General features: G+C 52.8%; 19 protein-coding genes, 1 tRNA gene and 2 pseudogenes. 15 read left to right on the top strand and 7 right to left on the bottom strand.

The window, feature by feature from the left end; translation table 11 throughout:
• Nucleotides 1-20 precede the first annotated feature (20 nt).
• The 3 genes from J1G34_RS06580 to J1G34_RS06570 all read right to left on the bottom strand — a co-directional run bounded on the left by J1G34_RS06580 (nucleotide 21) and on the right by J1G34_RS06570 (nucleotide 3,639).
• Nucleotides 21-1,445, bottom strand: coding sequence for an APC family permease (locus J1G34_RS06580; RefSeq protein ID WP_065892723.1), 1,425 nt, complete (start codon nucleotides 1,443-1,445; stop codon nucleotides 21-23).
• Between the two features lie 590 nt (nucleotides 1,446-2,035).
• The gene (locus J1G34_RS06575; protein WP_065892722.1) at nucleotides 2,036-3,136 is read right to left on the bottom strand and encodes an amidase; all 1,101 of its coding nucleotides are present in this window, start codon (nucleotides 3,134-3,136) and stop codon (nucleotides 2,036-2,038) included.
• Nucleotides 3,133-3,639 (bottom strand): nuclear transport factor 2 family protein, encoded by a 507-nt coding sequence (locus J1G34_RS06570; RefSeq protein WP_065935483.1) that lies wholly within the window; start codon nucleotides 3,637-3,639, stop codon nucleotides 3,133-3,135. The genes J1G34_RS06575 and J1G34_RS06570 overlap by 4 nt, the downstream gene beginning before the upstream one ends.
• Before the next feature lie 483 nt (nucleotides 3,640-4,122).
• Between J1G34_RS06570 and J1G34_RS06565 the strand changes: the two genes are divergently transcribed.
• The 4 genes from J1G34_RS06565 to J1G34_RS06550 all read left to right on the top strand — a co-directional run bounded on the left by J1G34_RS06565 (nucleotide 4,123) and on the right by J1G34_RS06550 (nucleotide 8,367).
• Nucleotides 4,123-5,262 (top strand): tyramine oxidase subunit B, encoded by a 1,140-nt coding sequence (locus J1G34_RS06565; protein WP_015372127.1) that lies wholly within the window; start codon nucleotides 4,123-4,125, stop codon nucleotides 5,260-5,262.
• Between the two features lie 53 nt (nucleotides 5,263-5,315).
• The gene (locus J1G34_RS06560) at nucleotides 5,316-5,756 is read left to right on the top strand and encodes a Rid family hydrolase (protein WP_065898002.1); all 441 of its coding nucleotides are present in this window, start codon (nucleotides 5,316-5,318) and stop codon (nucleotides 5,754-5,756) included.
• A 71-nt stretch (nucleotides 5,757-5,827) separates the two neighbouring features.
• Nucleotides 5,828-7,132, top strand: a complete 1,305-nt coding sequence (locus tag J1G34_RS06555) for an NAD(P)/FAD-dependent oxidoreductase (protein ID WP_015372128.1) — start codon at nucleotides 5,828-5,830, stop codon at nucleotides 7,130-7,132.
• Nucleotides 7,133-7,368: 236 nt separating this feature from the next.
• The gene (locus J1G34_RS06550; protein ID WP_236277690.1) at nucleotides 7,369-8,367 is read left to right on the top strand and encodes a LysR family transcriptional regulator; all 999 of its coding nucleotides are present in this window, start codon (nucleotides 7,369-7,371) and stop codon (nucleotides 8,365-8,367) included.
• Here J1G34_RS06550 and J1G34_RS06545 read toward each other — a convergent pair.
• Nucleotides 8,351-8,983: a TetR/AcrR family transcriptional regulator gene (locus J1G34_RS06545; protein ID WP_015372130.1), complete on the bottom strand. Its 633-nt coding sequence runs from the start codon at nucleotides 8,981-8,983 to the stop codon at nucleotides 8,351-8,353. The genes J1G34_RS06550 and J1G34_RS06545 overlap by 17 nt on opposite strands.
• 383 nt (nucleotides 8,984-9,366) lie before the next feature.
• Here J1G34_RS06545 and J1G34_RS06540 point away from each other — a divergent pair, with 383 nt between their 5' ends.
• The 5 genes from J1G34_RS06540 to J1G34_RS06520 all read left to right on the top strand — a co-directional run bounded on the left by J1G34_RS06540 (nucleotide 9,367) and on the right by J1G34_RS06520 (nucleotide 14,743).
• Nucleotides 9,367-10,887 (top strand): aldehyde dehydrogenase family protein, encoded by a 1,521-nt coding sequence (locus J1G34_RS06540; RefSeq protein ID WP_015372131.1) that lies wholly within the window; start codon nucleotides 9,367-9,369, stop codon nucleotides 10,885-10,887.
• Between the two features lie 66 nt (nucleotides 10,888-10,953).
• On the top strand, nucleotides 10,954-11,907 hold the full coding sequence (locus J1G34_RS06535; RefSeq protein ID WP_015372132.1) for a PDR/VanB family oxidoreductase: 954 nt from the start codon (nucleotides 10,954-10,956) through the stop codon (nucleotides 11,905-11,907).
• Nucleotides 11,908-12,167: 260 nt separating this feature from the next.
• Nucleotides 12,168-13,244, top strand: coding sequence for a catalase family peroxidase (locus tag J1G34_RS06530; protein ID WP_041931476.1), 1,077 nt, complete (start codon nucleotides 12,168-12,170; stop codon nucleotides 13,242-13,244).
• Nucleotides 13,244-13,801 (top strand): cytochrome b, encoded by a 558-nt coding sequence (locus J1G34_RS06525; protein WP_222993617.1) that lies wholly within the window; start codon nucleotides 13,244-13,246, stop codon nucleotides 13,799-13,801. Before J1G34_RS06530 ends, J1G34_RS06525 begins: the two co-directional genes overlap by 1 nt.
• Nucleotides 13,802-14,743 carry a LysR family transcriptional regulator gene (locus J1G34_RS06520; protein ID WP_015372134.1) on the top strand — a complete coding sequence of 314 codons (942 nt, stop codon included), beginning with the start codon at nucleotides 13,802-13,804 and terminating at the stop codon, nucleotides 14,741-14,743.
• A 56-nt stretch (nucleotides 14,744-14,799) separates the two neighbouring features.
• On the opposite strand, the gene J1G34_RS06515 is transcribed toward J1G34_RS06520, so the two are convergent.
• Nucleotides 14,800-15,327: a flavin reductase gene (locus J1G34_RS06515; RefSeq protein ID WP_003232755.1), complete on the bottom strand. Its 528-nt coding sequence runs from the start codon at nucleotides 15,325-15,327 to the stop codon at nucleotides 14,800-14,802.
• Nucleotides 15,328-15,586: 259 nt separating this feature from the next.
• Between J1G34_RS06515 and J1G34_RS06510 the strand changes: the two genes are divergently transcribed.
• The 6 genes and pseudogenes from J1G34_RS06510 to J1G34_RS06495 all read left to right on the top strand — a co-directional run bounded on the left by J1G34_RS06510 (nucleotide 15,587) and on the right by J1G34_RS06495 (nucleotide 21,112).
• Nucleotides 15,587-16,777 carry an acyl-CoA dehydrogenase family protein gene (locus J1G34_RS06510; RefSeq protein WP_015372136.1) on the top strand — a complete coding sequence of 397 codons (1,191 nt, stop codon included), beginning with the start codon at nucleotides 15,587-15,589 and terminating at the stop codon, nucleotides 16,775-16,777.
• A gap of 210 nt (nucleotides 16,778-16,987) precedes the next feature.
• A pseudogene (locus tag J1G34_RS27600) lies at nucleotides 16,988-17,872 on the top strand (MCP four helix bundle domain-containing protein); the annotation flags it as partial.
• Nucleotides 17,855-18,727 carry a methyl-accepting chemotaxis protein gene (locus J1G34_RS27595; RefSeq protein WP_459077111.1) on the top strand — a complete coding sequence of 291 codons (873 nt, stop codon included), beginning with the start codon at nucleotides 17,855-17,857 and terminating at the stop codon, nucleotides 18,725-18,727. The pseudogene J1G34_RS27600 and the gene J1G34_RS27595, both read left to right, overlap by 18 nt.
• A 219-nt stretch (nucleotides 18,728-18,946) precedes the next feature.
• Nucleotides 18,947-19,051 (top strand): annotated as a pseudogene (locus J1G34_RS27105) (transcriptional regulator FeaR); the annotation flags it as partial.
• 217 nt (nucleotides 19,052-19,268) lie between these two features.
• A complete protein-coding gene (locus J1G34_RS06500; protein ID WP_065892719.1) occupies nucleotides 19,269-20,489 on the top strand; it encodes a multidrug effflux MFS transporter in 1,221 nt (406 codons plus the stop codon).
• Nucleotides 20,490-20,506: 17 nt separating this feature from the next.
• Entirely contained in the window at nucleotides 20,507-21,112 is a 606-nt protein-coding gene (locus tag J1G34_RS06495) for a TetR/AcrR family transcriptional regulator (protein WP_015372139.1), read from the top strand.
• A gap of 437 nt (nucleotides 21,113-21,549) precedes the next feature.
• Here the strand turns inward: J1G34_RS06495 and J1G34_RS06490 are convergent, their stop codons facing one another.
• Complete coding sequence (locus tag J1G34_RS06490; RefSeq protein ID WP_222993615.1) at nucleotides 21,550-23,838, bottom strand: hypothetical protein; 2,289 nt, start codon at nucleotides 23,836-23,838, stop codon at nucleotides 21,550-21,552.
• A gap of 55 nt (nucleotides 23,839-23,893) precedes the next feature.
• Nucleotides 23,894-23,968 (bottom strand) — tRNA-Lys (locus tag J1G34_RS06485).
• Nucleotides 23,969-24,082 lie beyond the last annotated feature (114 nt).

The raw sequence follows: 24,082 nt of genomic DNA, 5'->3' as shown, positions 1-24,082 counted from the left end.
CGGTTTAGGTAAGGCCTATATCATTTGATCCCGGAGGAGTCAGCTTTCCTGAAGCGCCCCTTGATTATCCCGTAGAGAAACAAGACAACCAGAAGTAATGGAGTGCCATTGACCCAGGCAGATTCACTGCCCGTTAGCATGCCGTAATTATCGTAGATAAGATAAACGGCAGTACTAAGACCCGCCAGTGCGATGAGTGGGCAGAGTAATGTTTTAAAATACCGTTTATCGTTGGCTTTTTTGAAGTGAACGACGACCCCCAATGTGACAAATGTCTGAAGCCCTATCAATCCAAGCGTCGACAATGCCACCGTTACGGGAAACAAAAATACAAAGGCGTCATAGCCCAGGGAGGAAGAGACGATAATGGTCAGCGCAACGAGCACGGTTACAAGAAGACTAGCATTGGCTGGAGATTTTTTCGTTTCATGAACATGTGAAAGCACATTCGGCAAGTGTCTGTCTTTGGCCAAAACTTGAACATAGCGCGTCGCAGCATTATGCAGTGACAACAAACAGCAAAAGTTGCTGGTGCAGAGCATGAGGGAAACAATCGTCGCCATCGTGCTACCCAGACGAGTCGTGAACAGATTAATGACCAACCCGCCCTTCGCTATTGCTGCCTCGTCCTTGATGGAGTCAAACCCAACCTCACCGATGATCAGCCAGATAATGATCAAGTAGGCGACGCCTACCAAAACGACCGCCAAACGAGTGGCATGCGGAATGGTTTTTGCTGGCTTCCTGGCTTCCATCGCATAAAGCGCGGCGGACTCGACACCGAGGAATGATGCCAGCGCCACCATGAGCCCAACCCCCAGCCCCGGCAACATTATTGCGTCTACCGAGATGGCTTGAACCGGGAGGGCGTTAAGACCTTTATCCAAGAATATGGAAATACCCAGTAGAAAAAGCACAAAGAACTCTGCAAGCACCAAAGGCACGAGGATCTTTGCGGCAAAATCAATATTCGCCCGACCCAGGTAACAGATCGCCCCCACATATAAGACGGTCCATGCTGCCCAGCCGATATCAATACCAAACCCTTGCAGGGTCATATTCGTGTAATACCCGGACGCCACAGCAATCGCCGTGGTAATCGCCAGATAAGAGGCTAAGGCAACCCATGCCGCCCCCGCTCCTACGCCCCGTCCAAAGATCACCGTGAGGTATTTGTAAAATGCGCCGGCCCCCGGGATCGCCCGGATTAATTCGCCATACCCTATCGAGAAAAAAATCATCAGAATTCCTGCCAGCAGGAATGCTCCGGCAAGGCCAGCGCCATTACCGTGCTCAAAAGCAATAGGGGCTGCGGTGAGAACCGCCCCTAACGGTCCTGCGGCTGCAATCACCAATAACGCGATTTTATAAGCACTTAGATTACCTTCTAATTGCTGGCCGCCTGCAGGCACATCTGCAGATAGGGGCTCGGATAGCTCTGTCATCCCAATTCTCCACTCTAATTATTTTATGAATAACGGAAATAAATCGATGCAGCAGCATCCTTGCGGACCAACGCGAGCGCTCCTCAAGCGCAAGCAATACCTGCGCGCTGCCCCTGAAAACCGCAGCCTGGCTATTCTTTATATCGCTCTCCACTCGTTGCCAAGTTCACCAAACGCTTATCTTGCCAAAAGGCGGGTACTCAGGAACTTGTCTTCGATGACACGATTCATGACGCCTATTCAATGAGGCATCAATGTGCAGTGTATATTCCTGGCCGTGGCAATCGGATTGAATCTGGTTCAAGCGTATCCTTCTAATTGTCGGCGCGATGTAGATTGCGCATCACATGTCGCCGGCTTCATAGCGGTGTACGGCCTACCGGTATCCTTGCAGTACTTCGCCGCGGAAACGATGACACCGTAAGCGACATTCGTTGTACAGATTGCAACGCTGCAACCTTTTGGGTGACATCCCTGATCAGGTCCTTGGTCGCCCGAGAAGGAACTGAGTCACTTTTTGCTTGCACCGCCTGCTGATTGCACCGCCTGACCCGCGTGCTTGCTGCGCTCGATGACGAACGCTGATTTATTCAAAGGAACGCACCAGCAATGGCACACAGACGTGCATCGTCACCCTTTGCTCCGATGAGTTGCAGGCCGGTTTTAATGGAGGAACCCGGATAGGGAATTGGCACACTCAATGCAGGGTGCCCGCTCAAGTTGAACGGCCTGAGGAAGCGCGTCAGATCGATCACCGATTCACCCTTGCACACATCGACCAATAGCGGTGGCAGACGAGGCAAACTCGGAAGGACGAGTGTATCGAAGCGTTCCAGCAAATGGTCTACCTGTTCGCTGAATGCCATGCGCACCGCATTCGCTGCTTGTACGGCCACGGCATCAGTGTCGGCCGCACGCAGTAACCTCGCCTCAATATCGGCACCCAGTAAAGCCTGGCCGGTGTAATGACTATAAGCAGCCCACGTTTCAGCATTAATGACGGTCAATGCAGCTTCGAATGCCTGATCAAGAAGCGGCAGCGTGACGACTTCCCAGGCCCAGCCGCGACGATTCATCTCGTTCCGTATGGCTTGCTCAATCGCAGGATCGCAAGAGACATTGACTAAACCTACCCGAAATTTCCCGAGAGGCTTATGCGCCGAGAAAGTTGAGTCCATTGAAGTCATCGCGGCCACGAGCGTCTCGAGATCACGAGCCATGGGTCCTACAACATCAAGAGAACTGGAGGCCGGATACACACCGTGACGACTCAAACGACCGAACGATGGCTTGAGACCCAAGACCCCACAGCAAGCAGCCGGCATGCGCACAGAACCTCCTGTATCAGTACCCAATGCCACATCCACATTTCCCTGAGCAACGATGACCGCTGAGCCACTGGAAGAGCCACCAGGTATCCGATCTGGTGCCTGTGGATTAACTGGCGTTCCAGCCCACTCGTTGATACCGGTCACACCGAAAGCCAGCTCATGCAGCACAGTCTTGCCAATGATTTGCCAACCATCGTCGAGAAGCGCCTTCACAACAGTTGCATGGTTTTGGGCTGGCGGGGCGTGTTCGAAAGCACGACTCCCACACCGTGTTGGCCAACCTGCCACATCCAAAGAATCCTTGATGGCGACCGTCCGACCTGGCCCCCCGATGCAACCTTCAATGACCAGCGGGCTCACAGTGACGCCCCCTGGACATTCTCGAGACGAAAGGCATCAACGCGTTCAGTTGAAAAAGAGGAGATGCGCCAGGCGTCTGCCTCCCAGAGAAATTCCACGCTGAGGGCGGCGACAATTGATCCTGATTGGCCAGACTCGTAGCGACTGAGTTGCTGCATTACCCATCGGCCTTTGGCTTGAAAACCATCGACAGATATCTGCTCGCCGGAAAGAAAGTGCATATTTGACAGAAAGTGTGGAGCCGGCGGCAGGTAACTCATGAGCATCGCCACTATCGCTTTGCGTCCGCCTACACGACCAAACTTAAGGGCATACCGAGAACCGACCCCCTGCCAAACTGCGTCCTGGCAGAACAATTGGCCCAGCTCGCTTTCACGTGTTTCAGGCCCGGGAACGTCGCACAAAAACATATACCGATTCAGTAAATGGCGAACCGCAGATTCGGCCTCAAGTACCCGAATACGCTCTTCCAGCAGGGAAATGTCAGAAATGGGGGAAATCATGAAAAGGCTCCTGTCGAATCTGCAAAAACAAGACAAGGAAATTACTGACATAGAAATCGGGCCACAATCACAGCAACCAGGGATCATGTTGCTTTTTAGGCAATGATGTTGATCGGTGCTTGACCGGAATAGCCGCTATACCCTGCTAGCGCAAGCGTTGTCATTACCACAACAAGTGTCGCCTCGAATGTCATCGAGTTCAAAAAAACGAACTGTAGGATAAGCGTGGTCTGTTACCTAGTTTAGCTTGAGCGCCAGAACTCATGCCGAATGCTCCAAGGCTGATTTGGAGCAGTTAAGCGCCGAAAAAAGCGCATAACCGTCATGGCTCACCCGATTATTCGAAGGCCCTGCGATTTGGACCGTTCGATTCAGAATGACAACGGCGTTGAAGGTTAGAGCGCAACCGGTCAGATCACGTCCCCGCTGAGAAAGGTTCGTATCAGCGGCAAGAGCAGTATTTCAAAATGAGCATCAACGACTATGCACAACTTACCAAATATTGATTTCATTTACCTCTCCGAACCGGACATGATTCAGGCGGGCGTCACCAATATGGCAGCCTGCGTTGACACGATGGAAGAAATGTTTTCCCTGATGTACCACGGCGACTACAGGATGGCAGGTCCCAATAACAACTCCCACGGATCTGTGGTGGTATTTCCCGAAGACTCACCTTTTCCGGACATGCCCAAACCTACCCCCGATCGACGCTTCATGGCGATGCCTGCGTACCTTGGCGGTCAATTTCGAACAGCCGGGATGAAATGGTACGGATCCAACATCGCGAATAGAGAGAAGGGCCTCCCCCGCTCCATCCTTCTGTTCGTACTCAACGATGCCGATACGGGCGCTCCTCTGGCAATCATGTCAGCGAATCTTCTTTCTGCTTATCGAACAGGCGCCGTGCCTGGCGTAGGCGCCCGCCATCTGGCCAAAAAGAATTCGAAGGTGGTTGGCATCCTGGGTCCAGGTGTGATGGCGAAGACCTCACTTTCGGCATTCGTTGCCGAATGTCCTGAGATTGACACAGTTAAAGTCAAAGGACGCGGCCAAAAAAATATCGATGCGTTTACATCGTGGGTTCGTGAGACTTTTCCGCAGATTGTCAACATTCATGTGGTTGACACCAACGAAGCTGTGGTACGCGACTGTGACATCGTCACATTCTGCAATTCCGGAGCAATTGGCGATGCCTCTGCCTATCCTGTGGTGAAGCGTGAATGGTTAAGCCCTGGTACGTTTCTGTCCATGCCCGCCTTGACGAGTATCGATGAAGGCATGCAGTCACCCGACATCCGCAAGGTTCTGGACAATCCTTCTCTCTACCAGGCATGGCATGAAGAAAATCCCAAGCCAGTGCACAACATCGTGCCAGTAGTGGGCATCCAATTCCTGGATCTGATAGACGAAGGAAAAATGTCACCTGACCAGCTCGAGGATCTGGGCAAGATTGTTGTCGGTGAAGCACCTGGCCGCAAAAACGACGATGAAATCATCATCATGTCCGTCGGCGGTATGCCGGTAGAAGACGTTGCGTGGGGCACCGTGATTTATCGCAATGCCTGCGAAAAAGGCATAGGCGTCAAACTTAATCTCTGGGAAACCCCAACGCTAAGTTGATCCCGCACGGCCACCGCGCCTTCTGAGTTTTCATTGAATACCGGACACTCCACATGAAAGAAGTTATCGACGTTATTAAAGTTAAAACCGGATCCAAGTTTGAGGAGCTGGGTAGCTATTCGCGCCTCATCGCCGTCGGCGATCTGATTTTCGTATCCAATACCGCCGGCCGCAATCCCGCCACAAAGGAAATGCCCGAAGACCCGGCTGAGCAGACCCTTCAAGTCTTGGCCAATATAGAACATGCCCTTTCGGCCGTTGACGCTTCGCTTGGCGATATCGTTGCCGCGCGCGTGTTCATACCGTTTGCGAAGGACATAGATATCGTAATGGCCACCTACGCAGAAAAAATGCGCGGTATTAATCCAACGCTGACGCTGACCAGCCCTCCTCTGGGATCTGAGATATACAAAATTGAAATTGAAGTCACCGCCTATCGCGGGGTCTCAAAGGCCAATGTCAAAGAAATCACGATTACTCATAACAATACGTGACACTTAGCAGCCTCAGGGCGTAGCGATTCAGTGCACTTTCGATAACGTATACAGTATCAAGGACAAGAAACTTGGCCCCCTCTATCTCTCCCGTTCAGACTTCTGTCGTTCTTCCTGCCGCCACGACAGTGGTGGTGATCGGAGGGGGCATTATCGGACTCACTGCGGCATTGTCGCTGGCAGAACGTGGCATCCCCGTCACAGTACTTGAAAAGGGCCGAATTGCTGGCGAACAATCCTCGCGAAATCTGGGGTGGATCAGGAAAATGGGGCGGGCCAAACTGGACCTCCCTCTTTCAATCGCCGCAGAAAAACTATGGAGCACCATGGCACAACGGCTCAATGCCGATGTTGGCTACAGACAGACGGGTATTTTGTATACCGCCAGCTCAGCCGGGGAAATGGCTTCACATCAAGAATGGTTGAACTCAGTCGCTGATGCCTCGCTCGACTCACGCCTGGTCACGGCGAGAGAAATCGTTGATATTTCTCCAGGGTGCACCGTCGATTGGGCAGGCGGAATTTACACAGCCTCTGATGGCCGAGCAGAACCTACTCTTGCCAGCAGTGCCATCGCACGGGCGGCTATCGCTAAAGGCGTTATCATCGTGGAGAACTGCGCGGTGCGAACGCTATCCATGTCGGCAGGCAGAGTAAGCGGTGTTGTAACCGAGCGGGGGGAAGTGCGTTGCGATAACGTAATCCTTTCCGGCGGCATGTGGTCAAGACGCTTCCTGGCTACCTGCGGTGTTCCCCTGTTGACGTTACCGGTAGTCGCCTCAGTCCTTCGAACGGCTCCTCTGACGATAGAGGGCATGACTGAAGTCGCAGTAGGCACTCCAGATATCTCTTTTCGCAAACACCAGGACGGCGGATACATCATCACGAACCGGGGAGCTTTCATGGTGCCGATCGTACCTGACAGCTTGCTGATCGGGCATCACTACTTTTCCACACTGCGTTCCCAATGGAAAAACATGAATCTTTCCCTGGGACGAGATTTCATGACAGAACTGGCCCTGTCGCGACGCAATTCTGACCAAGGTACCTCTGCTTTCGAGCAGAGACGGACAATAGACCCAAAGGTCAATCACGGACTGAATCGGGCTGCATTACGCAATCTCACTGAAGCTTGGCCCGCTTTTAAAAAAGCCACCATAGAGCTCGAATGGGCTGGCATGATCGATGTAACGCCGGACGGCCTCCCAGTGATATCCCCCGTGGATAAAATCCCGGGCTTGACGCTTGCTTCCGGATTCTCAGGGCATGGTTTTGGCACCTCTCCAGCAGCCGGACAACTGGTCGCTGATCTCGTCACTGGCGACACACCCATAGTTAATCCCGCACCGTATCACCTCAAGCGCCAGCACAGCTGATCAAGCCAGGAAATCAGGGGTACCTCCGCAATCAAGAGCTCCATAGAACGTTAAACGTGCAACCTGGAACCGCAAATTTCGGCGCAGACAGAAACGCCCCTTAGATCAAAAAGCTATAAAAGTATTGTAGGTCACTGACCAAAAAAACTAGCCCGCAGTATTGCTTCCCGGCATTCACTAGCATAGATTCGTCAGCATAATAAAAAACTTGATGATGCGAACCGTGCGAGGCACCCATGATGAATTCCCAAACTGAGCTTCAAGATCAACGCTTCAAGTATCTGTATTTGAGCTCCAGACTGGGAACCATGCGCGCGGCGGCCGAAGAGCTGGAGCTCGCCGTCTCCTCCATCAGTCGACAGATTGCGAAACTGGAGTCCGATCTAGGTATTCAGCTCATACAAGAAGGTACTCACAGGATCTGCCTGACCGCCGCTGGTCAGGCTGCAGTTGATTATTATGTTGAGCGTATGGGTCATCACAATCAACTTTTGAAAAAACTCGGCCAACTCAAAGAAGGATATTTAAATAGAACCAGCATTGCGGTGGGCGAAGGATTACTCAGTACTCAGGCCATAGGTGAGCTTTATCAATTTTTCAAAGCTAACCGACAATCGCACACTGAGCTGTTGATTGCGCCCTCTCACGAAGTTGAGCGAATGGTCGCTGAAGACGAAGCAGACATAGGATTGGTGTTTTCCCCGACCAAGACCACCAACATCAATAGGCTCCATTCTTTCGATCAACCCATGAGAGCTATTGTCCACCCCGACCATCCGCTGGCGGGCAGATCGATACTCAGTCTTCAAGACCTGGCTGAGGAAGATATTGTTCTACCCCCGCCTGAGTACCGGATCAGAGGAATTATTGATCAGTTGCAAAGTGAAAGCAGCGCTCACTTCCAGCCTTACATTACTTCAAACTCACTGAAGATAATGTTGGACCTCACGCGCAATGGCATAGCCTCGACAATACTCAGTGACTTTCCCGTCATTGATGAGTTATGCAACGGTACATTAAAAGCTATTCCTATCGATTATCACGCATTGAATGTAACACAAGTACAAATTATTTCGCGCCAATCCAGGAAGCTGTCCCCTCTTTCGCGTGATTTGGTGCATTACTTGGCAATGGCGATAAACGCACAGATTCGGCGCATCCGTGACTGCACCAGCAGAAATCCCAATAAGATTTTCTTGGTTCGGAAAAATGCCATAGCTACGGCAGTTGACTAGCCTCTTTTTTCTGAGCGATGTTTTCCATGATTCTCCATATGATGGATTTAGCGTCTTGAACTATTCGCTCATAATTCTGCGCATCCGGCCAATCCACCATGTAAAGCACCATAATGCCATCGATGTGTAACAGCACCTGGGTTGCGACCCGCTTGATGGTCTCACGCGATGCATCAGGGTAAACCCTGGTAAGGATTGTCGAAAATTTTCGCCTATTGACTCTGTACAGTTTACGCTGAAAAAGGCGCGCCTCTACATCCCGGAGTGCCATCCCCCAGAGCTCGACGAAGATAGCTGTAACATCCAGTCGCATGAGATCGCTAAACAAATAATCCAACACAGCACACATCTGTTGTTCGGGACTATTATAGGACTCCATCATGATGAGTTTATAATTTTTCAGATAGTCATTTACGGTATACCTGACCATCTCCAAAAATAGTTGATCTTTGGTCGGAAAAAAATATTGAAGATGACTCAGCGACATATCGACTTTTTTAGCCACGCTTCTCATACTGAATCCAGCATTTCCCGAGTCGAGAAATACCATCCTTGCCTCGACCAAAATAGCCGTACGTTTCTCTTCAGTCTTTTGATTGTTTTTAGCAACCCTCATTGAGAATTTCCTTTTTACCTAAAAATTGCAGAAATTATACAACACTCTTAATTCGCCTTAAAGACCATACTTGCTTGTATTCCATACAGGCTAGATATACCTGCCCGGTCAGATGCACTATTGTTTTACCCGATATCGTCATCGTCTCAGCTTAGTGCAGTCGTGGTCCACGACCTAGGGCACGATCAGCAAAAACCAATCCGCCCTAAACGCAAGTGAGACATTGGACGCACCACCTGGATGATTCGCCTTTGTTGCAGCAAGGGCAACAATAGGTACCTCTGCTGTCATTGTCCAACTCGTGACGGTGCGGGATATTAATTTCCTTTATATTCCGCTAGTACGATAGCGGCCCCTGAAACAATAACAATGGGCATTCGATCATGACATTGGCAAATAACTACGAACACCTCACCGCTGGGGCTAAATCCAAGATCGGCAAACGTACCCAAATCTTCATTAATGGTGAGTTCAGGGACCCGCATTCAGAAAAATACTTTTCTATTGCCGATCCTAGTAACGGTCTTGAATTAGGTCAAATCGCACAGGCAGACCAATTTGACGTCGACCTGGCAGTGGCCGCTGCACGCAAGGCATTTGAAGACAGCGCCTGGTCCAGAATGAGACCCTATCAACGTGAAGCTTTGATGCTGCGGCTCGCTGATCTGATTGCGGAAAATGCTCAGGAGCTTTCTGAACTCGAGACGCTCAGCAGTGGCCGCCTTATTCGAAACACTCGCGCATTCGATGCGGACCTGTCGGTTTATACGCTGCGTTATATGGCCGGGTGGTCCACCAAAATCTCTGGAAAAACCCTGGATCTATCCGTTCCTTACCTGCCGGATCAAAAATTCTTTGGTTTCACAAAACGATCGCCACTGGGTGTCGTCGCAGCAATTACCCCGTGGAACGTTCCGCTTTGCCAAGCGGTCTGGAAATTGGCACCTGTTCTTGCAACGGGGTGCACTGTTGTTCTCAAGCCCGCTGAGCAAACCCCGTTCACTACTTTGCGCCTGGCGGAGCTGTGTAATGAAGCTGGCATTCCACCTGGAGTTGTCAATGTCATTACCGGCCTAGGTCATGAAGTAGGTGCGGCGCTTGTTGAGCACCCTGGGGTGGACAAGATAAGTTTTACAGGCTCGACTGAGACAGGGAAACGAATCGCCGCAATAGCAGCGCCCCTGATGAAAAAATACACGCTTGAACTCGGCGGTAAGTCACCGGTCGTCATCGCCGAAGATGCCGATCTGAACATCGCTATTCCCGGCGCTGCCTGGGCTATTTTCGGCAATCATGGTCAAAACTGCTGCGCAGGTTCTCGGCTGTACGTCCACGAACGCCACTACGCCGAAGTCACTGCGGGAGTCGCTGAAATCGCACGGACCATCAAAATTGGCCCGGGTCTGGATTTAAGTTCGCAGATGGGTCCACTCGTTCATCACGCCCACCGCGACAAGGTGATGAGCATGATCCACCAGGGCCTTGAGTCCGGTGCAGAATTACTGTGTGGGGGCGAAACGATCAACAGCCCTGGCGCTTATATTCAGCCTACCATTTTGACCGACCTTACAAACAACAGCATCACATCCCAAAAGGAGATTTTTGGGCCGGTGCTAACAGCCTTTTCCTTCAAGGACGACCGTGAGGTTATCCAGCGCGCCAATGCGACCTCATTTGGTTTGGGGGCCAGTATCTGGACCAAAAACGTTGATCGGATCACGAGCTTCTTCGGCGGCGTGAAGGCAGGCACTATCTGGATCAATAACCACAATGTGCTGGATCTCAGTCTCCCCTTCGGCGGCATGAAGGATTCAGGCGCAGGTCATGAATTGGGTGAAGAAGGCTTACTCGCTCACACGTCACTCAAGGCCGGTGTTATGCGTGTTTTTGATCAGTCTGAATGAAGATTGGCGAGCTTTTTTAAACCATCAATATGAATTGTCTTCCCGCGTGCGTACAGGTATTACCCGATGAATGAACTCCTAAACGTAGTCGTGCTTAAACGAGTGCTGCAAGGTGATGATGTGGTCGTCATCGAGCTGGCGCGGGCAGACCGCGGCAATTTACCGACCTTTGAGGCCGGTGCCCATATTGATGTGCACCTACCCTCAAATGTGATCCGCCAATATTCGTTGTGCGGCGATCCCGCTGACGCAGGCATTTATCGCCTTGGGGTATTGAGAGATCCTCAATCCAGGGGTGGGTCCATTGCAGTCCATCAGGAATTACTTGAAGGCGTAAAGGTAAACATAAGCCTGCCTCGTAACCATTTCCCGCTGGACTTGAATGCCGAACGTTCAATCCTGCTCGGAGGGGGTATTGGCATCACACCGATGCTGGCCATGGCCTATGCGCTTGAAGCCAGGGGAAAGGCGTTTGAGATGCATTATTGCGCACGCTCACGTAGCCGAAGTGCGTTTCTTGAAGAGTTGGAGCTCTCCGGATTTTCCCAAGCTGTCCAGCTGCACTTCGACGATGAACCTGAAAGCCAACTGGACCTCAAACGCGTATTAGGAGGCAGCCAGGACACGGCTCACATCTATACATGTGGACCGGGAGGTTTTATGAAGTGGGTTATCAATAATGCTCTCGAACTCGGCTACCCTGATGCACACATTCACCGCGAATACTTTCAGGCCGACATTGATACCAATGGGTCTGGTTTTGAGGTTGTGGCGGCGCGCAGCGGTAAAACCGTCAATGTCATGACCGGGCAGACCATTTATCAAGCACTGGCTGAAGTAGGTATTGATATCGAAATATCCTGCGAGCAGGGTGTTTGTGGCACATGCCTCTGTGATGTTTTAGAGGGTGAACCAGACCATCGCGATGTGTATCTCACTGCTGATGAAAAAGCGGCGAACGATACGATATTGGTATGCTGTTCACGATCAAAGTCTCCACGATTGGTGCTGGACATATAACGTCAAAAGCGGTGCATCGCCGGCGTCATTTGCCTTGGCCGTCCTCAGCAATGTGATGACACACAGGCTATGGCGCAGGGATTGTCATGCGTTGCCGCTCAAGCAAACCCATTGAGCCCACCGGGATTTTTTCTTGCCGTATCGGCGGTTCAAATCCCCCTGTCTTACACATGACTACTGCTTTGCGCCGGTTAGTGTTGGCGCTAGCCATTCGGCAGTTTCAATCCAGCGCTGCCTGACAACGTGCAGCTGAGAATTTTATGCTTAAGAATAACCTTCAGGGTTTATGGAAATATCGAGTGCCGTTGTTGGGCATATTCAGTATCGCGACTGCTCTTGTGCTGGCTTTTGCCTGGGCAGGAGGATTCTTAGGCACCGGCGTTACCACAAAAGAGTTTCTGGGTGACTCCCTGGATAATTTTCCACCAGGCTATCGACGGGCCCACGGTAAGGGTATGTGTTTCAGTGGGACTTTTCATGCGAGCGGCGAGGCCGTCCCTCTGTCGACCTCACGTATTTTTCTACCGGCCAACATCCCAGCCGTCGGGCGTTTTTCAATCGGCACCGTGGACCCGCATGCGGCGGACAATTCGACGGCGACCGTCAGCATGGCACTCATGCTGGTAGGCGACGACAAGTCACAGTGGCGAATGAAGCTCAACAACGAACCCTACTTCGCGACTCGGGATGCCGAGGGTTTCCTGGCGCAGGTCGAGGCCTTTGAACCGGTGGCTGCCACTGGACAACCAGCCCCGGACAAGGTGGCCGCGTTTTTTCAAAAATATCCAGAGGCTCGCAAGTCTGTAGAGCGAGAGGCGAACGCGACTTGGCCGGCCAGTTTTGCAGGAACCGAGTATAATTCCATCAACGCCTTCGTACTCATTGCAGCGGATGGAAAGCGTCAACCTGTGCGCTGGTCCATGCGCCCTCATGCGGCGGTAGAGATGTTGAGCAAAGAGGCTCATGCGCAAGCCAGTCATGACTTCCTGTTTGATGAAATAACTCAGCGTGTGGGTGTAGCACCCTTGTACTGGGATCTGGTATTCCAACTGGCCGAGGCGGGAGATCCGGTGAACGACCCTTCTCAACCATGGCCGAGCAACCGCAAGGAGGTAATCGCTGGGACGTTAGAGGTCAACCAGGTGGTAGAGCAAACTCATGGGGCATGTCGTGACATTAACTTTGACCCGACGCTTGTACCTTCAGGAATAGCGCTTTCAGACGATCCGGTGCTTGCAGCCCGTGCGGGTATTTACTCCCAGTCCTATAACGCCCGATTACGAGAAATAGGTTTTGGTAAAGCCACTGACGCGGTTGGCAAAAAGGAAATCAAATAATGCATACCCAGCAGAAGCACACCGGTGTGCAAAGTTTCAACTTCGCGGCACGGCTTCTCCATTGGCTCATGGCTGTCCTTATCCTGGCTATGCTATTTATAGGTGTAGGCATGATGTCTTCTCTGAGCCTGCGTCCCTGGCTCATTGATCTTCATAGGCCTCTGGGAATCGCCATTCTTCTTTTGGCTATCCTGCGTCTAGGCAATCGGCTTTTAAGCACCACGCCGCCATTGCCTGCCAGCGTACCGTACTGGCAGGCAATTGCGGCGCATGTTTCGCATCTATTGCTCTACTTGCTGATGCTCTGCCTGCCACTGCTCGGTTGGGCCACGCTCTCTGCCGGAAATTGGCCTGTCACCATGTTCGCGGGCTGGAACCTTCCACCCATTGCTCCTGTCAGCTCCGCGCTTTACGCTTGGTTTCGGGCCGCACATGGGTTATTCGCCTGGGTTCTGTTTCTGCTTGTGTTAGGACATCTTTGCGCAGCGCTGATACATGCTTGGATATACCGCGACGGCGTCTTTTCCAGCATCACGCGTAAGGCTCGTGGTAAATAAATGACGCACATCAACATGGCCACGATCGATCTGAATCTTCTCAGGACTTTTGTGGCTATTTGGGAATACCGCAGCCTGACAATCGCGGCCGAACGCCTACACCTCAGCCAGCCCGCCGTCAGTCACGCACTGCGTCGACTACGCGATGTGTTTGACGATCCGCTGTTCGTACGAACAGCAACGTCGATGGAGCCGACTGACGCAGCTATTCGCCTGCACGGCCCCATTGAACATGCGCTGATTATTATTCAAAGCGCATTAATGATGTTTTCGAACTTTGAACCGAAAACAGCGGATCGTACTTTTCGCATCTCCATGTCGGATATGTCGCAACTTTATGTGCTACCGACGGTGATGGAAGTGCTAGCGCGCGAGGCGCCGAAAGTACGCCTGGATGTGCGTCAAATGCCTATAGAGCAACTGGCTATGGCATTGCGCAAAGGTGATATAGATATCGCGATAGGCTATCTGGTAGAGCTTGGTGAAGAGTGCATCCACGAAAACTTGCTAGACGACGAATTCATTTGTCTGTTGCGCGACGGCCATCCTTTTCAGGAAGATGAATTGAGCGTTCAGGACATACTCGCCCTGCGCTATGTTGACGTTTCGAGCAATATTACCGGCCATGGCGTAACCGCCGATGCAGCATTCGGAAAGGCCGGCATTGCGCGCGAAATCGCTCTGAAAGTGCCTAACTTCACGATTGCCCCGAAAATCGTTGCCAACACTGATCTGGCATTGATTCTGCCGCGTGCCATTGCCATGCAGCTAAACCACGACCAGCGCTATCGGCTGCTGAGTCTGCCCATCGAATTGCCACCTATCTCGGTGGGACTTTATTGCCATAGCCGTTTCCTATCGGATGCCGGGATAACCTGGCTGCGCCGGTTAATCATTAGTCTGTTTGCCTCCGGCAGCCATACTGGAGTTCATATGAAATGAGGCGTGCGAGCATTCTTTATAAACCCTGTAACCCACGAATGGGGAACTGCAATTATTCAGGATGCCGACGTCTGTACGTTGACGGCTGCAGCCCGCCCCAGACGGTGAAAGTTTCTCCCAAAGTAAATCAGACTCTCCCCCTCTTCACGGACCTGAATTTGGTTAATTTCTACAAATAATACCGAATGCGATCCGACTTCCTTGATATCTACTATGTTTCCTTCGAGGCTTGCTAGGGCGTCGTTCAACACCGGTAGGCCCGAGGAGCCTGTCCGCCAATCCTGGCCGGCAAAACGTTCAGCAGGCGGCAGGTCGGTCATACCAGCAAACTGTCGCGCAACACCCTCCAGATCACCGGTCAGTATATTTACGCACAACGCCCTGTTGCCCAGCAACGCTTCATGAATTGAACTGTTACGGTTGATGCAAACCAATAATGTTGGGGGCGTATCAGTGACCGAACAGACCGCACTCGCAGTTAATCCGAAGCGACCATGGGGGCCATCGGTAGTAATGATATTCACCGCCGCAGACAACAATGACAGCGCTTGCCGGAAATGTTGTTTTGATTGATCGCTAACCATAACCTTCACCTGTTAATTATTGACTTGGTGAATCCATGTTGAGAGGGATTGTTCATTCGGTCAAATTCGCTTTACTCATACGCACTATTGACAGCAGGAATAGCCGTCGCACTTAAACGCCCTCCCCTTTAGAGGCGCATGGCACGACAGTTAATTCCCACGGATTATTTACCTTATTCATATTTCGAATTTGATTTTTTCTTATCAGTCCACGCATTCTGAACGTGTATGCAAACACCCTAGCCAGAGAACAATAAACATGAACAGCAAAAACAATTTCGATTATCGTGACACACGTAAAGGCGCTCCAATCAGCATCAAGGCGGTTTCCCTGGATGATGTGATTGCGGAGATTGCCGAGCGTCGCAGCGAGTTTAACCAACGCTCCCATGTCCCTTTAGACATGATCGAAAAAATGAAAGCAGTGGGTATCTTCCGCGCCAGTACTCCCAAATGTTTCGGTGGCGATGCGCTGCCTCCAGCCGAGTTCCTACGCATCGTAGAGCGGGTTTCCGAAGCCGACGGTTCGGTCGGTTGGGTGACCGCGTTCGGCTCAGCCAACATCTACCTGGCGGCACTCCCCCCGGCAACCCAAGCGTTGATTTATGCCAACGGGCCAGACCAGGTCTATGCTGGCGGCCTTTACCCTCTACAACCCGCCAAAGAGACTGAAAATGGCTGGGAAGTCAGCGGGCACTGGCGGTTTGCTAGTGGGTGCAAAGGCGCCAACTGGATTGGTGTAGGCATAGGTGGCACATCGGCCAACGGTGGAGGACCGACGGCAGGCAAACCGCTGACCGCTGTGTTCCCGGCAAGCGAAGTGCAGATCGTCGACAACTGGAATGTTGTCGGGATGCAAGGGACGGGGAGCCATGACCTCAAATTGCACCAAAAGAACATCCAACGCGAGTGGACTTTCGTGCGGGGCAGTGCCTCCACAATTGACGAGCCCCTCTATCATTACCCGTCCGTTTCCTACCAGGCGCAAGTTCACGCCGCCGTTAACCTTGGGCTGGCACGCGCAGCACTGGACTTGGTGATCGCAATGTCGGGCAGCACCAAGACTGTCACCGGTGCCCCGCGCTTGGGTGATCGAGCTTATTATCGCAGCGAACTGGGTAAGGCAGAGGCGATGCTGCGAAGCGCCCAGGCGTTTTTCTACGAATCCGCCGAAGCTGTATGGGCTTCGCTCATCGCCGGTAATGCGGTGACCCTGCAGCAGACTAACTTATTACGCCTCAGCGCCACCCATGCCGCTCATACCGGAGCGGACGTAGTCATGAAGGCTTATCGACTGGCGGGGACTGCAGCCATCTTCAATGACAATCGTCTGCAATGGATCGTACGCGACTCCATGGTGGTGACACAGCATGCTTTCCTCGGCGAAGCGACTTACGACGGCGCTGGCGCGGTGTTCGCCGGCATCGAACCGACCATCCCCTATCCTTGAGTACCATTATGCACAGCATCTTCTACCACGCTGCTGCAGCCTCTAGAACTGATTCTGCAAGAGAAATATGCAACCTTGTTAGCGCGTCTCTACCAACTGAACGAACGTCGCGTCCAGGTCGTTTGGGTTGAAGATTGTCGCCATCGGGCTGCATCGGGCCACCATCAGTCGATGTCTGCAAGTTGGTGAGTGGGCAATATCAGTTTTAATATGCGGCACACAGCTGTTTTCGCTCAAGTGTGTCATCAAGCGACCGATAAAAACTTATGCGCTGGGCCATCCGCCGCTGCTTGCGGGGAGCACATTCCACGATCTGGGAAAACCATGACAATAAGAACAATTAACATTGCTCCGCGCGCATTTCTGGGGTTCTCCCTGATAGGCGCGCTCATGCTGATTCTCGGCCTCTTCGCCTTGTCTCAGATGAGCAAGATCCGAGCAGCTGGCGACGATATCGCGATAAATGGCGTCCCTAGCTTTCAGACCCTGAATGCTCTCACGGTGACGGGCGTCCGTATGCGGGTTTTATCGCATCGGCTGTTGACTGATCGCGAACCGAATATTCAGAACAGGACCATCGAATTACTTGAGGAACAAAACCAACAACTTAACAAGTCGCAGGCAGCATACGCCAAACTGATTTCATCTCCTGTAGAGCAATCCGACTACAACGACTATATGCGGCTGATGGGTGAATATCGCAAAATTGAAACGCGCCTTGTTACCCTCAGTCGGGCTGGCGATCTGCAGGAGCTAACGCGCGTGCTGAACGCCGAATCTGCGGCTAACGCTGAGCAGATCAACGTAGCGTTGAATAAGCTTACTGACTTCAATAACGCCCAGCTGGCTATCATCAATCAATCCGCTGCTGACCAGTACAGCTCTGCGTTCAACTGGGTTGTCGGCCTCCTCATTATTGCCTCGCTACTGACTATGCTGTTTGCCTGGATGCTGACCAAGAGCATCACCCAACCGATAGCGTTGGCACTTGAAGCGGCTGAAACCATCGCCGAAGGTAATCTGACCCGACCGATAAAGGTTGATGGCACTGACGAAGCGGGCCGGTTGCTGCTCGCCATGCAAAAGATGCAAGAGAAACTGCGCGATACCTTGATGCGTATTTCCGGATCCGCAACACAACTGGCTTCCGCTGCCGAGGAGCTGAACGCAGTTACCGATGAAAGCGCCCGTGGCCTTGCGCAGCAGGACAACGAAATAGAGCAAGCTGCGACTGCAGTCAACGAAATGACCAGCGCCGTCGAAGAAGTGGCGCGTAACGCAGTGAGCACTTCCGAGGCGTCAAAAAACGCGACGGCGTCAGCAGGCGATGGCCGGGATCTGGTTCACGAAACCGTCAACGCTATCGAACGCATGAGCGGGGATGTGCAAAGCACCGCCGATCTGATTGGTAATCTTGCGGAAGAGTCCCGCGACATCGGCAAGGTTCTGGACGTGATTCGTGGCTTGGCGGATCAGACCAACCTGCTGGCGCTGAACGCAGCTATCGAAGCGGCCAGGGCCGGTGAAGCCGGTCGCGGCTTCGCGGTTGTCGCCGATGAAGTACGCGCTTTGGCCCATCGCACTCAACAGTCCACCAGCGAAATTGAACGCATGGTTGGCAGCATTCAAGGCGGTACCCAAAAAGCAGTCAGTTCAATGCGTAACAGCACTGACCGTGCTGAATCTACCCTGAACATCGCGAAAGGCGCAGGCCTGGCGTTGGAAACCATCAACACCGCAGTGATCGAGATCAACGAGCGTAACCTGGTCATCGCCGCCGCTGCGGAAGAACAGGCTGCAGTCGCCCGTGAAGTGGACCGCAACTTGGTCAACATCCGGGACCTGTCGACGCAATCTTCCAACGGCGCCGCCCAGACGAGCGCCGCCAGCGGCGAGTTGACCCGCCTGGCGGTAGACCTGAACAGCATGGTGTCGAGGTTTCGCTTGTAAGAGGTATTGGGGGCCATCTGTTGGAGCAGGCTTGCCCGCGAGAGCGATGACGCGGTTTGCCTGATATACCAAGGCGCCTAGTTCGCAGGCAAGTCTGGCTCTCACGGAGTTCAATTTGAACCCTGATTCCGTCCACACAGTTACGGCCATTGGCGCTAAGTGTTCCGTTGGCGTGCGGGCCAACATGGCCACCCTCTCAGCTTTCCCATCGCTGGTGCGCAAGGTGACAGCGTCTGTCGATACATCCAGCGCACTAGGCTCGAACGCAGCGTGATCGATTTGGCCAACCCGTTTCTGCGAACTGAGTCGCTTACCTTGATCGCTTAAAAATAATGTTTCAGAAATCCCGCTCATTTTCAGCCGCTTCTTGAAAAAAACACTTTGAACTGAAGCCTAAAACACTTACGTGCGCATGCCTTGCGCGGAGCGCTGGCGATGATGCCTGGCCCCTAAGAAAATTACGGCTTGACCTTGCCTCTGGGTTCTCGTTAACTTCTCGCTACCTCCTACCTTCCGATAGGAAGCCAATCATGAGTTTGTTATGGAAAAGAGTCATTTCGGCAATCCTTCACTAAAGTTTGCCATTGCCTTGGGCGCCATCGCCGCACTGGGGCCCTCAGCCGTCGATATGTATTTGCCAAGCCTGCCCGAAATGGCGGTTGATTATTCGACCAGTGTTGCCAGCATTCAGCTGACGCTCACGGTCTTTTTGTTGGCAATGGGGCTTGGGCAATTGCTGTTCGGGCCGGTAGTTGACGCCTTTGGCCGTCGACGTCCACTGATAGCAGGCTTGTTGCTGTTCAGTTTGAGTGCGCTGGCTGCAGGAGCGGCACCAACCCTTGAGTGGCTACTCGTGGCACGATTTGCCCAAGGGATAGGCAGTGCTTTGACGTTGGTAGTCATCATGAGCATGGTGCGTGACGTCACTCAGGGCGTTCAGGCAGCAAAACTTTTTGGCCTGCTGCTGACCATTCAAGGTGTTGCTCCCATCATCGCCCCGGGGTTGGGTGGTTACATTGAGGCGCATTTCGGATGGCGGGCCGTCATGCTGGTACTGGCTGTTCTCGGTGCGCTGGTGGCGGTGAATTCGATGGCTGTTTTGCCTGAAACACTACCAATGCAAAAGCGCGAGCCATTGAATATGCGACTGGCGATACGCACGTATGCGCGCATCGCAAAAGACGGTCGTTTTCTAAGGCCCGCCTTAGCGCTGTCAGCAGTGTTCTTCTTTCTCTTTGCCTATGTGGGCGGCGCTACATTTGTTTATCAGAAGGAGTACGGACTGCCTGCTGCCCAGTTCGGTACGCTGTTTGGCGCAACCGGCATCGCGATTCTCATAGGGGCGGTCGTGGCGACCAGACTGGTGGGCAAGTACGGTTTGGCCCGCATGGCAACGGCTGGAGCTTTTTGCATCTTCGCAGGTTCTGTCATGGCCTACGGCGCAGCAGTATCTGGTTCTAGTTTGTACTGGCTGGCTGCCGGTGTCGCGGTAGCACTGCTTGGATTGGGGATTGCAGAAACCTCACTGATGACGCTGGTGATGTCTTCGCAAACCACTGCCCTGGGTTCAACGGCTGCATTGCTCGGCGCGTTTCAGCTTGGCATCTCGGCCTTCGCCACACCGTTGACCGGTTGGGCGAGCAGCTATGGCGCCACTGCCTGGTGCGCATTCCTGATAGTCTGCGCCGTTATGGTGGGTGCGCTGACCTGGGGCAGTGTGCGCGAAGGCAGAGCCGAGCACATCACCGCGTTAAATCATTGAATTAAAAGGTCATCCCGATGAAAGTGCTGAGCCCTTCGGCAAGCAGAATCTGTGATATCGCTCTGGTGCATTTCGCTGAGCGGGGATACGACGCCTCGTCGCTCAATGAAATCGCTGTCGTGGCAGGTATGCGCAAGCCCTCGTTATACGCGCACTTCAAGAGCAAGGATGATCTGTTCAACGCCGTGCTGAATCTGGCGCTGGCGACGGAGAGGCACTATATCGAAGAGATGTTTGCAAGCGTCCCGGCGAATGATGACGAGCCTGGCAAGCTGTACACGGACAATCTTTCAAACCGCTACGAGTCTTCCGCAGCTCTGCGTTTCCTGCTGCGCACGGCATTCTTTCCGCCTTCGGAGTTAAAGGCATCGGTTGCAAGTGGCTTTGAAGCCTATCTGGATCGTCTTCGCGAACGCTTTGGCGCAAGCCTTGAGAACAGGTATCCAGCACTGTCGGCGAACGAGATTTCGATGTTTCAGGATGCTTATATCGCGGTTATCGACAGTCTTCATGTCGAGTTGATTTACTGTAGTGAAGGCACCTACTGTCGGCGTCTTACCGCTTTGTGGCGCATTCTTGGTGATTCGCTGTCTCTGGCTGTGGGGAACGTGGCGCATGAGTAACTTATCCATGCATACGTTAGACAAAAGGGCCGCCGTTCAGGTCCTCGCCGCCAGCCACCGCTTAAGTAGTTGCCAAAGGTCGGATCGGCCAGACGAGCGGAAAACCTCGTCCATGAACATTAATCGATGAACAAGCACATTCATTTTGAGCGCATTGAGCCCAGCGGAGTGGGCTTACGAGCAGCTTGTGAACATCTGACATCGCCCACTTGTTAAATTACGTGTCAGGGTGGAACTTTCTATACTTGTGCTTGAGGTCACGCGCCACCACGTTCCGATTTTTGCAGACGTTCATGCTCTTATCGTTGGACGTCCTTCCTGAATTCGGTCCCTGATGTATGCATGAAAGTTTTGCCCCGTCTGTACAAGAACTCCAGCCAGATAACAGATATCGCTTTTGAGGCGTTCAAGCACGCCTCATCGATACAGCCGAGCGGTTAACTGATGTCATTCGTTTGCGGCGGTAACAACCAATGTCGTTCGGTGGTCCATCCGAGAAAAACCTGAGCCCCCTCACTTTTCCGGCGGTTCAGGGTCAACGGGAGCCCGGAAGCTGCCACACGCAACCCCATAATTGCCGGTAGAAATCTCTCTCGGAATGCAATGGGTTGAGCCGCGAAATGAGCTTCGATGCTATCGATTGCGCAACGCCTCTCGGCGTCATCCTGCATGGATAAATAAAACACCATCTGGCGCCAGGCATAAGCGGTATTTTTGAGCATCACCAAGCTAGAGTGATAGAACTTGATTTTCATCTGCTGCCGCATGCATATCCATTGAAAGCACTCCTGAGCAAGTGAGCCCAAGCGATGATGTAGCAGCGCTTTCAAACCGAGATCACCAAATAGAAGCGAAAGGTTTTGCGTCGTCAAAATCTGTTGTTGCTCGATGATCCTGCCGTTGGTTGCTGAATGCCATCCACCCAAGGGTGCATTAGCCCGCTGTGCGCACAGGTTCGCCAATGCATCACTGGTATCCAAGTCACGCTGGAAATAGTTTCTGCTCTTTGATTTCGGCTTATCGGGAAGGATCGCCAGTTGGTTCGTGTCGATGTCGTAATAATGGGCGTAAAGGGTGCCATCTATCAATGAGGCCGCTCGCCTGGCTGCTTCCACGAATTTATTCGAAAAGGTTCCCATGAAAATGTCCGCCGCGACCTCCTCCACAAAAGGAAGATCCAGCTTCGCCGTGACAGCAAGCGAACCAAACTCCTGAAGTAGCTTGTTCGGAAGGATTGCCTGAGGGAAAGCAGCGAGGGTTGTTGCCGAGGATTCGATCAAGGCTTGTCTGGCTCCCTCAACGGCGACAGTGTGTGCCTCTCGTTCACCTTCAACGGCCGCCACCCAAGGCAACTCACTGATTTTGACTTGGCTCTGTAGGTTGAGCAGCAGCAATGAACGGCGTCGCCGAAAAGCACGATACGTTGCGATAGACAACGTGCGCAGTGTCGTATCGCGAAATCCAGCACTGCAGATTTCGGCCGTCATCGCTGGCAGTACTCGCGCCACGGTATCCCCAGATGTGATCAATCCCTTGTCAATCAACTGACTGATGGTTCCCTTTCGACAGCGCTCGAGGCGTCGGCGAACTGCTGGTGGAATGGCGACACCGGTTTTCAGCGAATATGCCTTCGCCTCCTCATTGGTAATCGGTTCCAACAGGGACGAAAAATCAGAGATGCCTTCCGAGTTCGTATAGCTGGTCAGACGCTCAGAAACCGCCTTGGCGATCAGATGATGCTCGGGCGCGGCCACCTGATGGCGTTGCATGGCTCGGCTCTGTAGATGATCTTCGGATTCAGGATGACCATGTTTGCACACGAAATCATTGACGATCCGCCGAATACGTCCGACTTGACGCCCTGTCAACGAGATTGGGTCACGGGAGCAGAGCCTTAGCAACGCGTACAACTCCCCTACCCGGCCCCTGAAAGGTTCAACGTTGAGGATGTCATTGCTACCGGTGGCATCGAACTGACTACTTAGCGCATTCGCCTGCTCAAGCCAGCCTTCAGGATATTGCCGGCAAGGCCAATCATCCTGGTACGTTAAGAGGAAGAGCGAGATAGCTGCATCGTAGAAAGGCAACCGAGTCACGACCACATGTTTTTGCACCGCCAGACGCTGCTGCGCAGGGAGTTTTGAAAGCAGCTTTTTGATATCGCCGACATCGAAGATCTGCACTTCCACCGCCGCGAGCGGTAGCCCGTCAGAAGCCATTGGAAAGAAACGCAGTTGCTCAAAAAAAGGTGCGATCGACTCAATCAGTCTGCGTGCTTCCTCCGTGCGCTGCTGTCCCAACAGCCAGGCCACGTACAGTAGCGCTGCCTCTTCTGGTACATCGATCCGATAGTCGCTGTTCACCAGTTGCTTTTGCAGTGCTTCGATCCCCTCATCCGTAAGGTGCCAGGTGTTGAGATCAAGTCGTTCAAAACCAGGGCGGATGCCTGGGATTGAGGCGGCCAGCCGCCGTTCGTACTCGGTCAGTGCACCACTGGCCAGATACCGTCCAGTGGCAAAACCACCCGTGACTACCTCCAGTGTGACCCATTCAGGCACATCCACGAGTGGTATACGCGAGCCATACAGCGCGGTGCCCTGCACCATGTGTTCGACCACCTGCTGCCAGCGCTCAATCCGTTCACGCGCTTTCACAGTGTCTAGACCCGATGCGGTCAATGCTCGAGATAACTGAAAGACCGCATAACCGGCGTTTATGCCGGCCATTGCATCCGATTCCCTATCGTGCCTGGACATATGTCCTTCTGACCCTGCGATGTAGTGGGTCCGGGGGCTGGATTCGAACCAGCGCCCACCCGGTTAAGAGCCGAGTGTTCTACCGCTGAACTACCCCGGAACAGAGCGCACATTGTCTACTCGCAACGAACGAATGTGTAGACTGAAAAACGTTGCCGCTCATGACGCATACAGAGATTACTCCCGTTCGAAAATATTGGTGTAACTTGGGGCG

Origin of the sequence: Pseudomonas sp. Wu6 (assembly GCF_019891515.1) — a bacterium.
Taxonomy (GTDB): Bacteria; Pseudomonadota; Gammaproteobacteria; order Pseudomonadales; family Pseudomonadaceae; genus Aquipseudomonas; species Aquipseudomonas orientalis_A.
This window is presented reverse-complemented; position numbering and strand designations above follow the sequence as displayed.

Coding starts and splice junctions, on each gene's coding strand:
- J1G34_RS06565 (WP_015372127.1), top strand. CDS start 4,123: ATGCACAACTTACCAAATATTGATTTCATTTACCTCTCCGAACCGGAC.
- J1G34_RS06535 (WP_015372132.1), top strand. CDS start 10,954: ATGAATGAACTCCTAAACGTAGTCGTGCTTAAACGAGTGCTGCAAGGT.
- J1G34_RS06570 (WP_065935483.1), bottom strand. CDS start 3,639: ATGATTTCCCCCATTTCTGACATTTCCCTGCTGGAAGAGCGTATTCGG.
- J1G34_RS06500 (WP_065892719.1), top strand. CDS start 19,269: ATGGAAAAGAGTCATTTCGGCAATCCTTCACTAAAGTTTGCCATTGCC.
- J1G34_RS06520 (WP_015372134.1), top strand. CDS start 13,802: ATGACGCACATCAACATGGCCACGATCGATCTGAATCTTCTCAGGACT.
- J1G34_RS27595 (WP_459077111.1), top strand. CDS start 17,855: ATGCAAAAGATGCAAGAGAAACTGCGCGATACCTTGATGCGTATTTCC.
- J1G34_RS06515 (WP_003232755.1), bottom strand. CDS start 15,327: ATGGTTAGCGATCAATCAAAACAACATTTCCGGCAAGCGCTGTCATTG.
- J1G34_RS06490 (WP_222993615.1), bottom strand. CDS start 23,838: ATGGCCGGCATAAACGCCGGTTATGCGGTCTTTCAGTTATCTCGAGCA.
- J1G34_RS06510 (WP_015372136.1), top strand. CDS start 15,587: ATGAACAGCAAAAACAATTTCGATTATCGTGACACACGTAAAGGCGCT.
- J1G34_RS06525 (WP_222993617.1), top strand. CDS start 13,244: ATGCATACCCAGCAGAAGCACACCGGTGTGCAAAGTTTCAACTTCGCG.
- J1G34_RS06530 (WP_041931476.1), top strand. CDS start 12,168: ATGCTTAAGAATAACCTTCAGGGTTTATGGAAATATCGAGTGCCGTTG.
- J1G34_RS06560 (WP_065898002.1), top strand. CDS start 5,316: ATGAAAGAAGTTATCGACGTTATTAAAGTTAAAACCGGATCCAAGTTT.
- J1G34_RS06580 (WP_065892723.1), bottom strand. CDS start 1,445: ATGACAGAGCTATCCGAGCCCCTATCTGCAGATGTGCCTGCAGGCGGC.
- J1G34_RS06545 (WP_015372130.1), bottom strand. CDS start 8,983: ATGAGGGTTGCTAAAAACAATCAAAAGACTGAAGAGAAACGTACGGCT.
- J1G34_RS06550 (WP_236277690.1), top strand. CDS start 7,369: ATGATGAATTCCCAAACTGAGCTTCAAGATCAACGCTTCAAGTATCTG.
- J1G34_RS06540 (WP_015372131.1), top strand. CDS start 9,367: ATGACATTGGCAAATAACTACGAACACCTCACCGCTGGGGCTAAATCC.
- J1G34_RS06495 (WP_015372139.1), top strand. CDS start 20,507: ATGAAAGTGCTGAGCCCTTCGGCAAGCAGAATCTGTGATATCGCTCTG.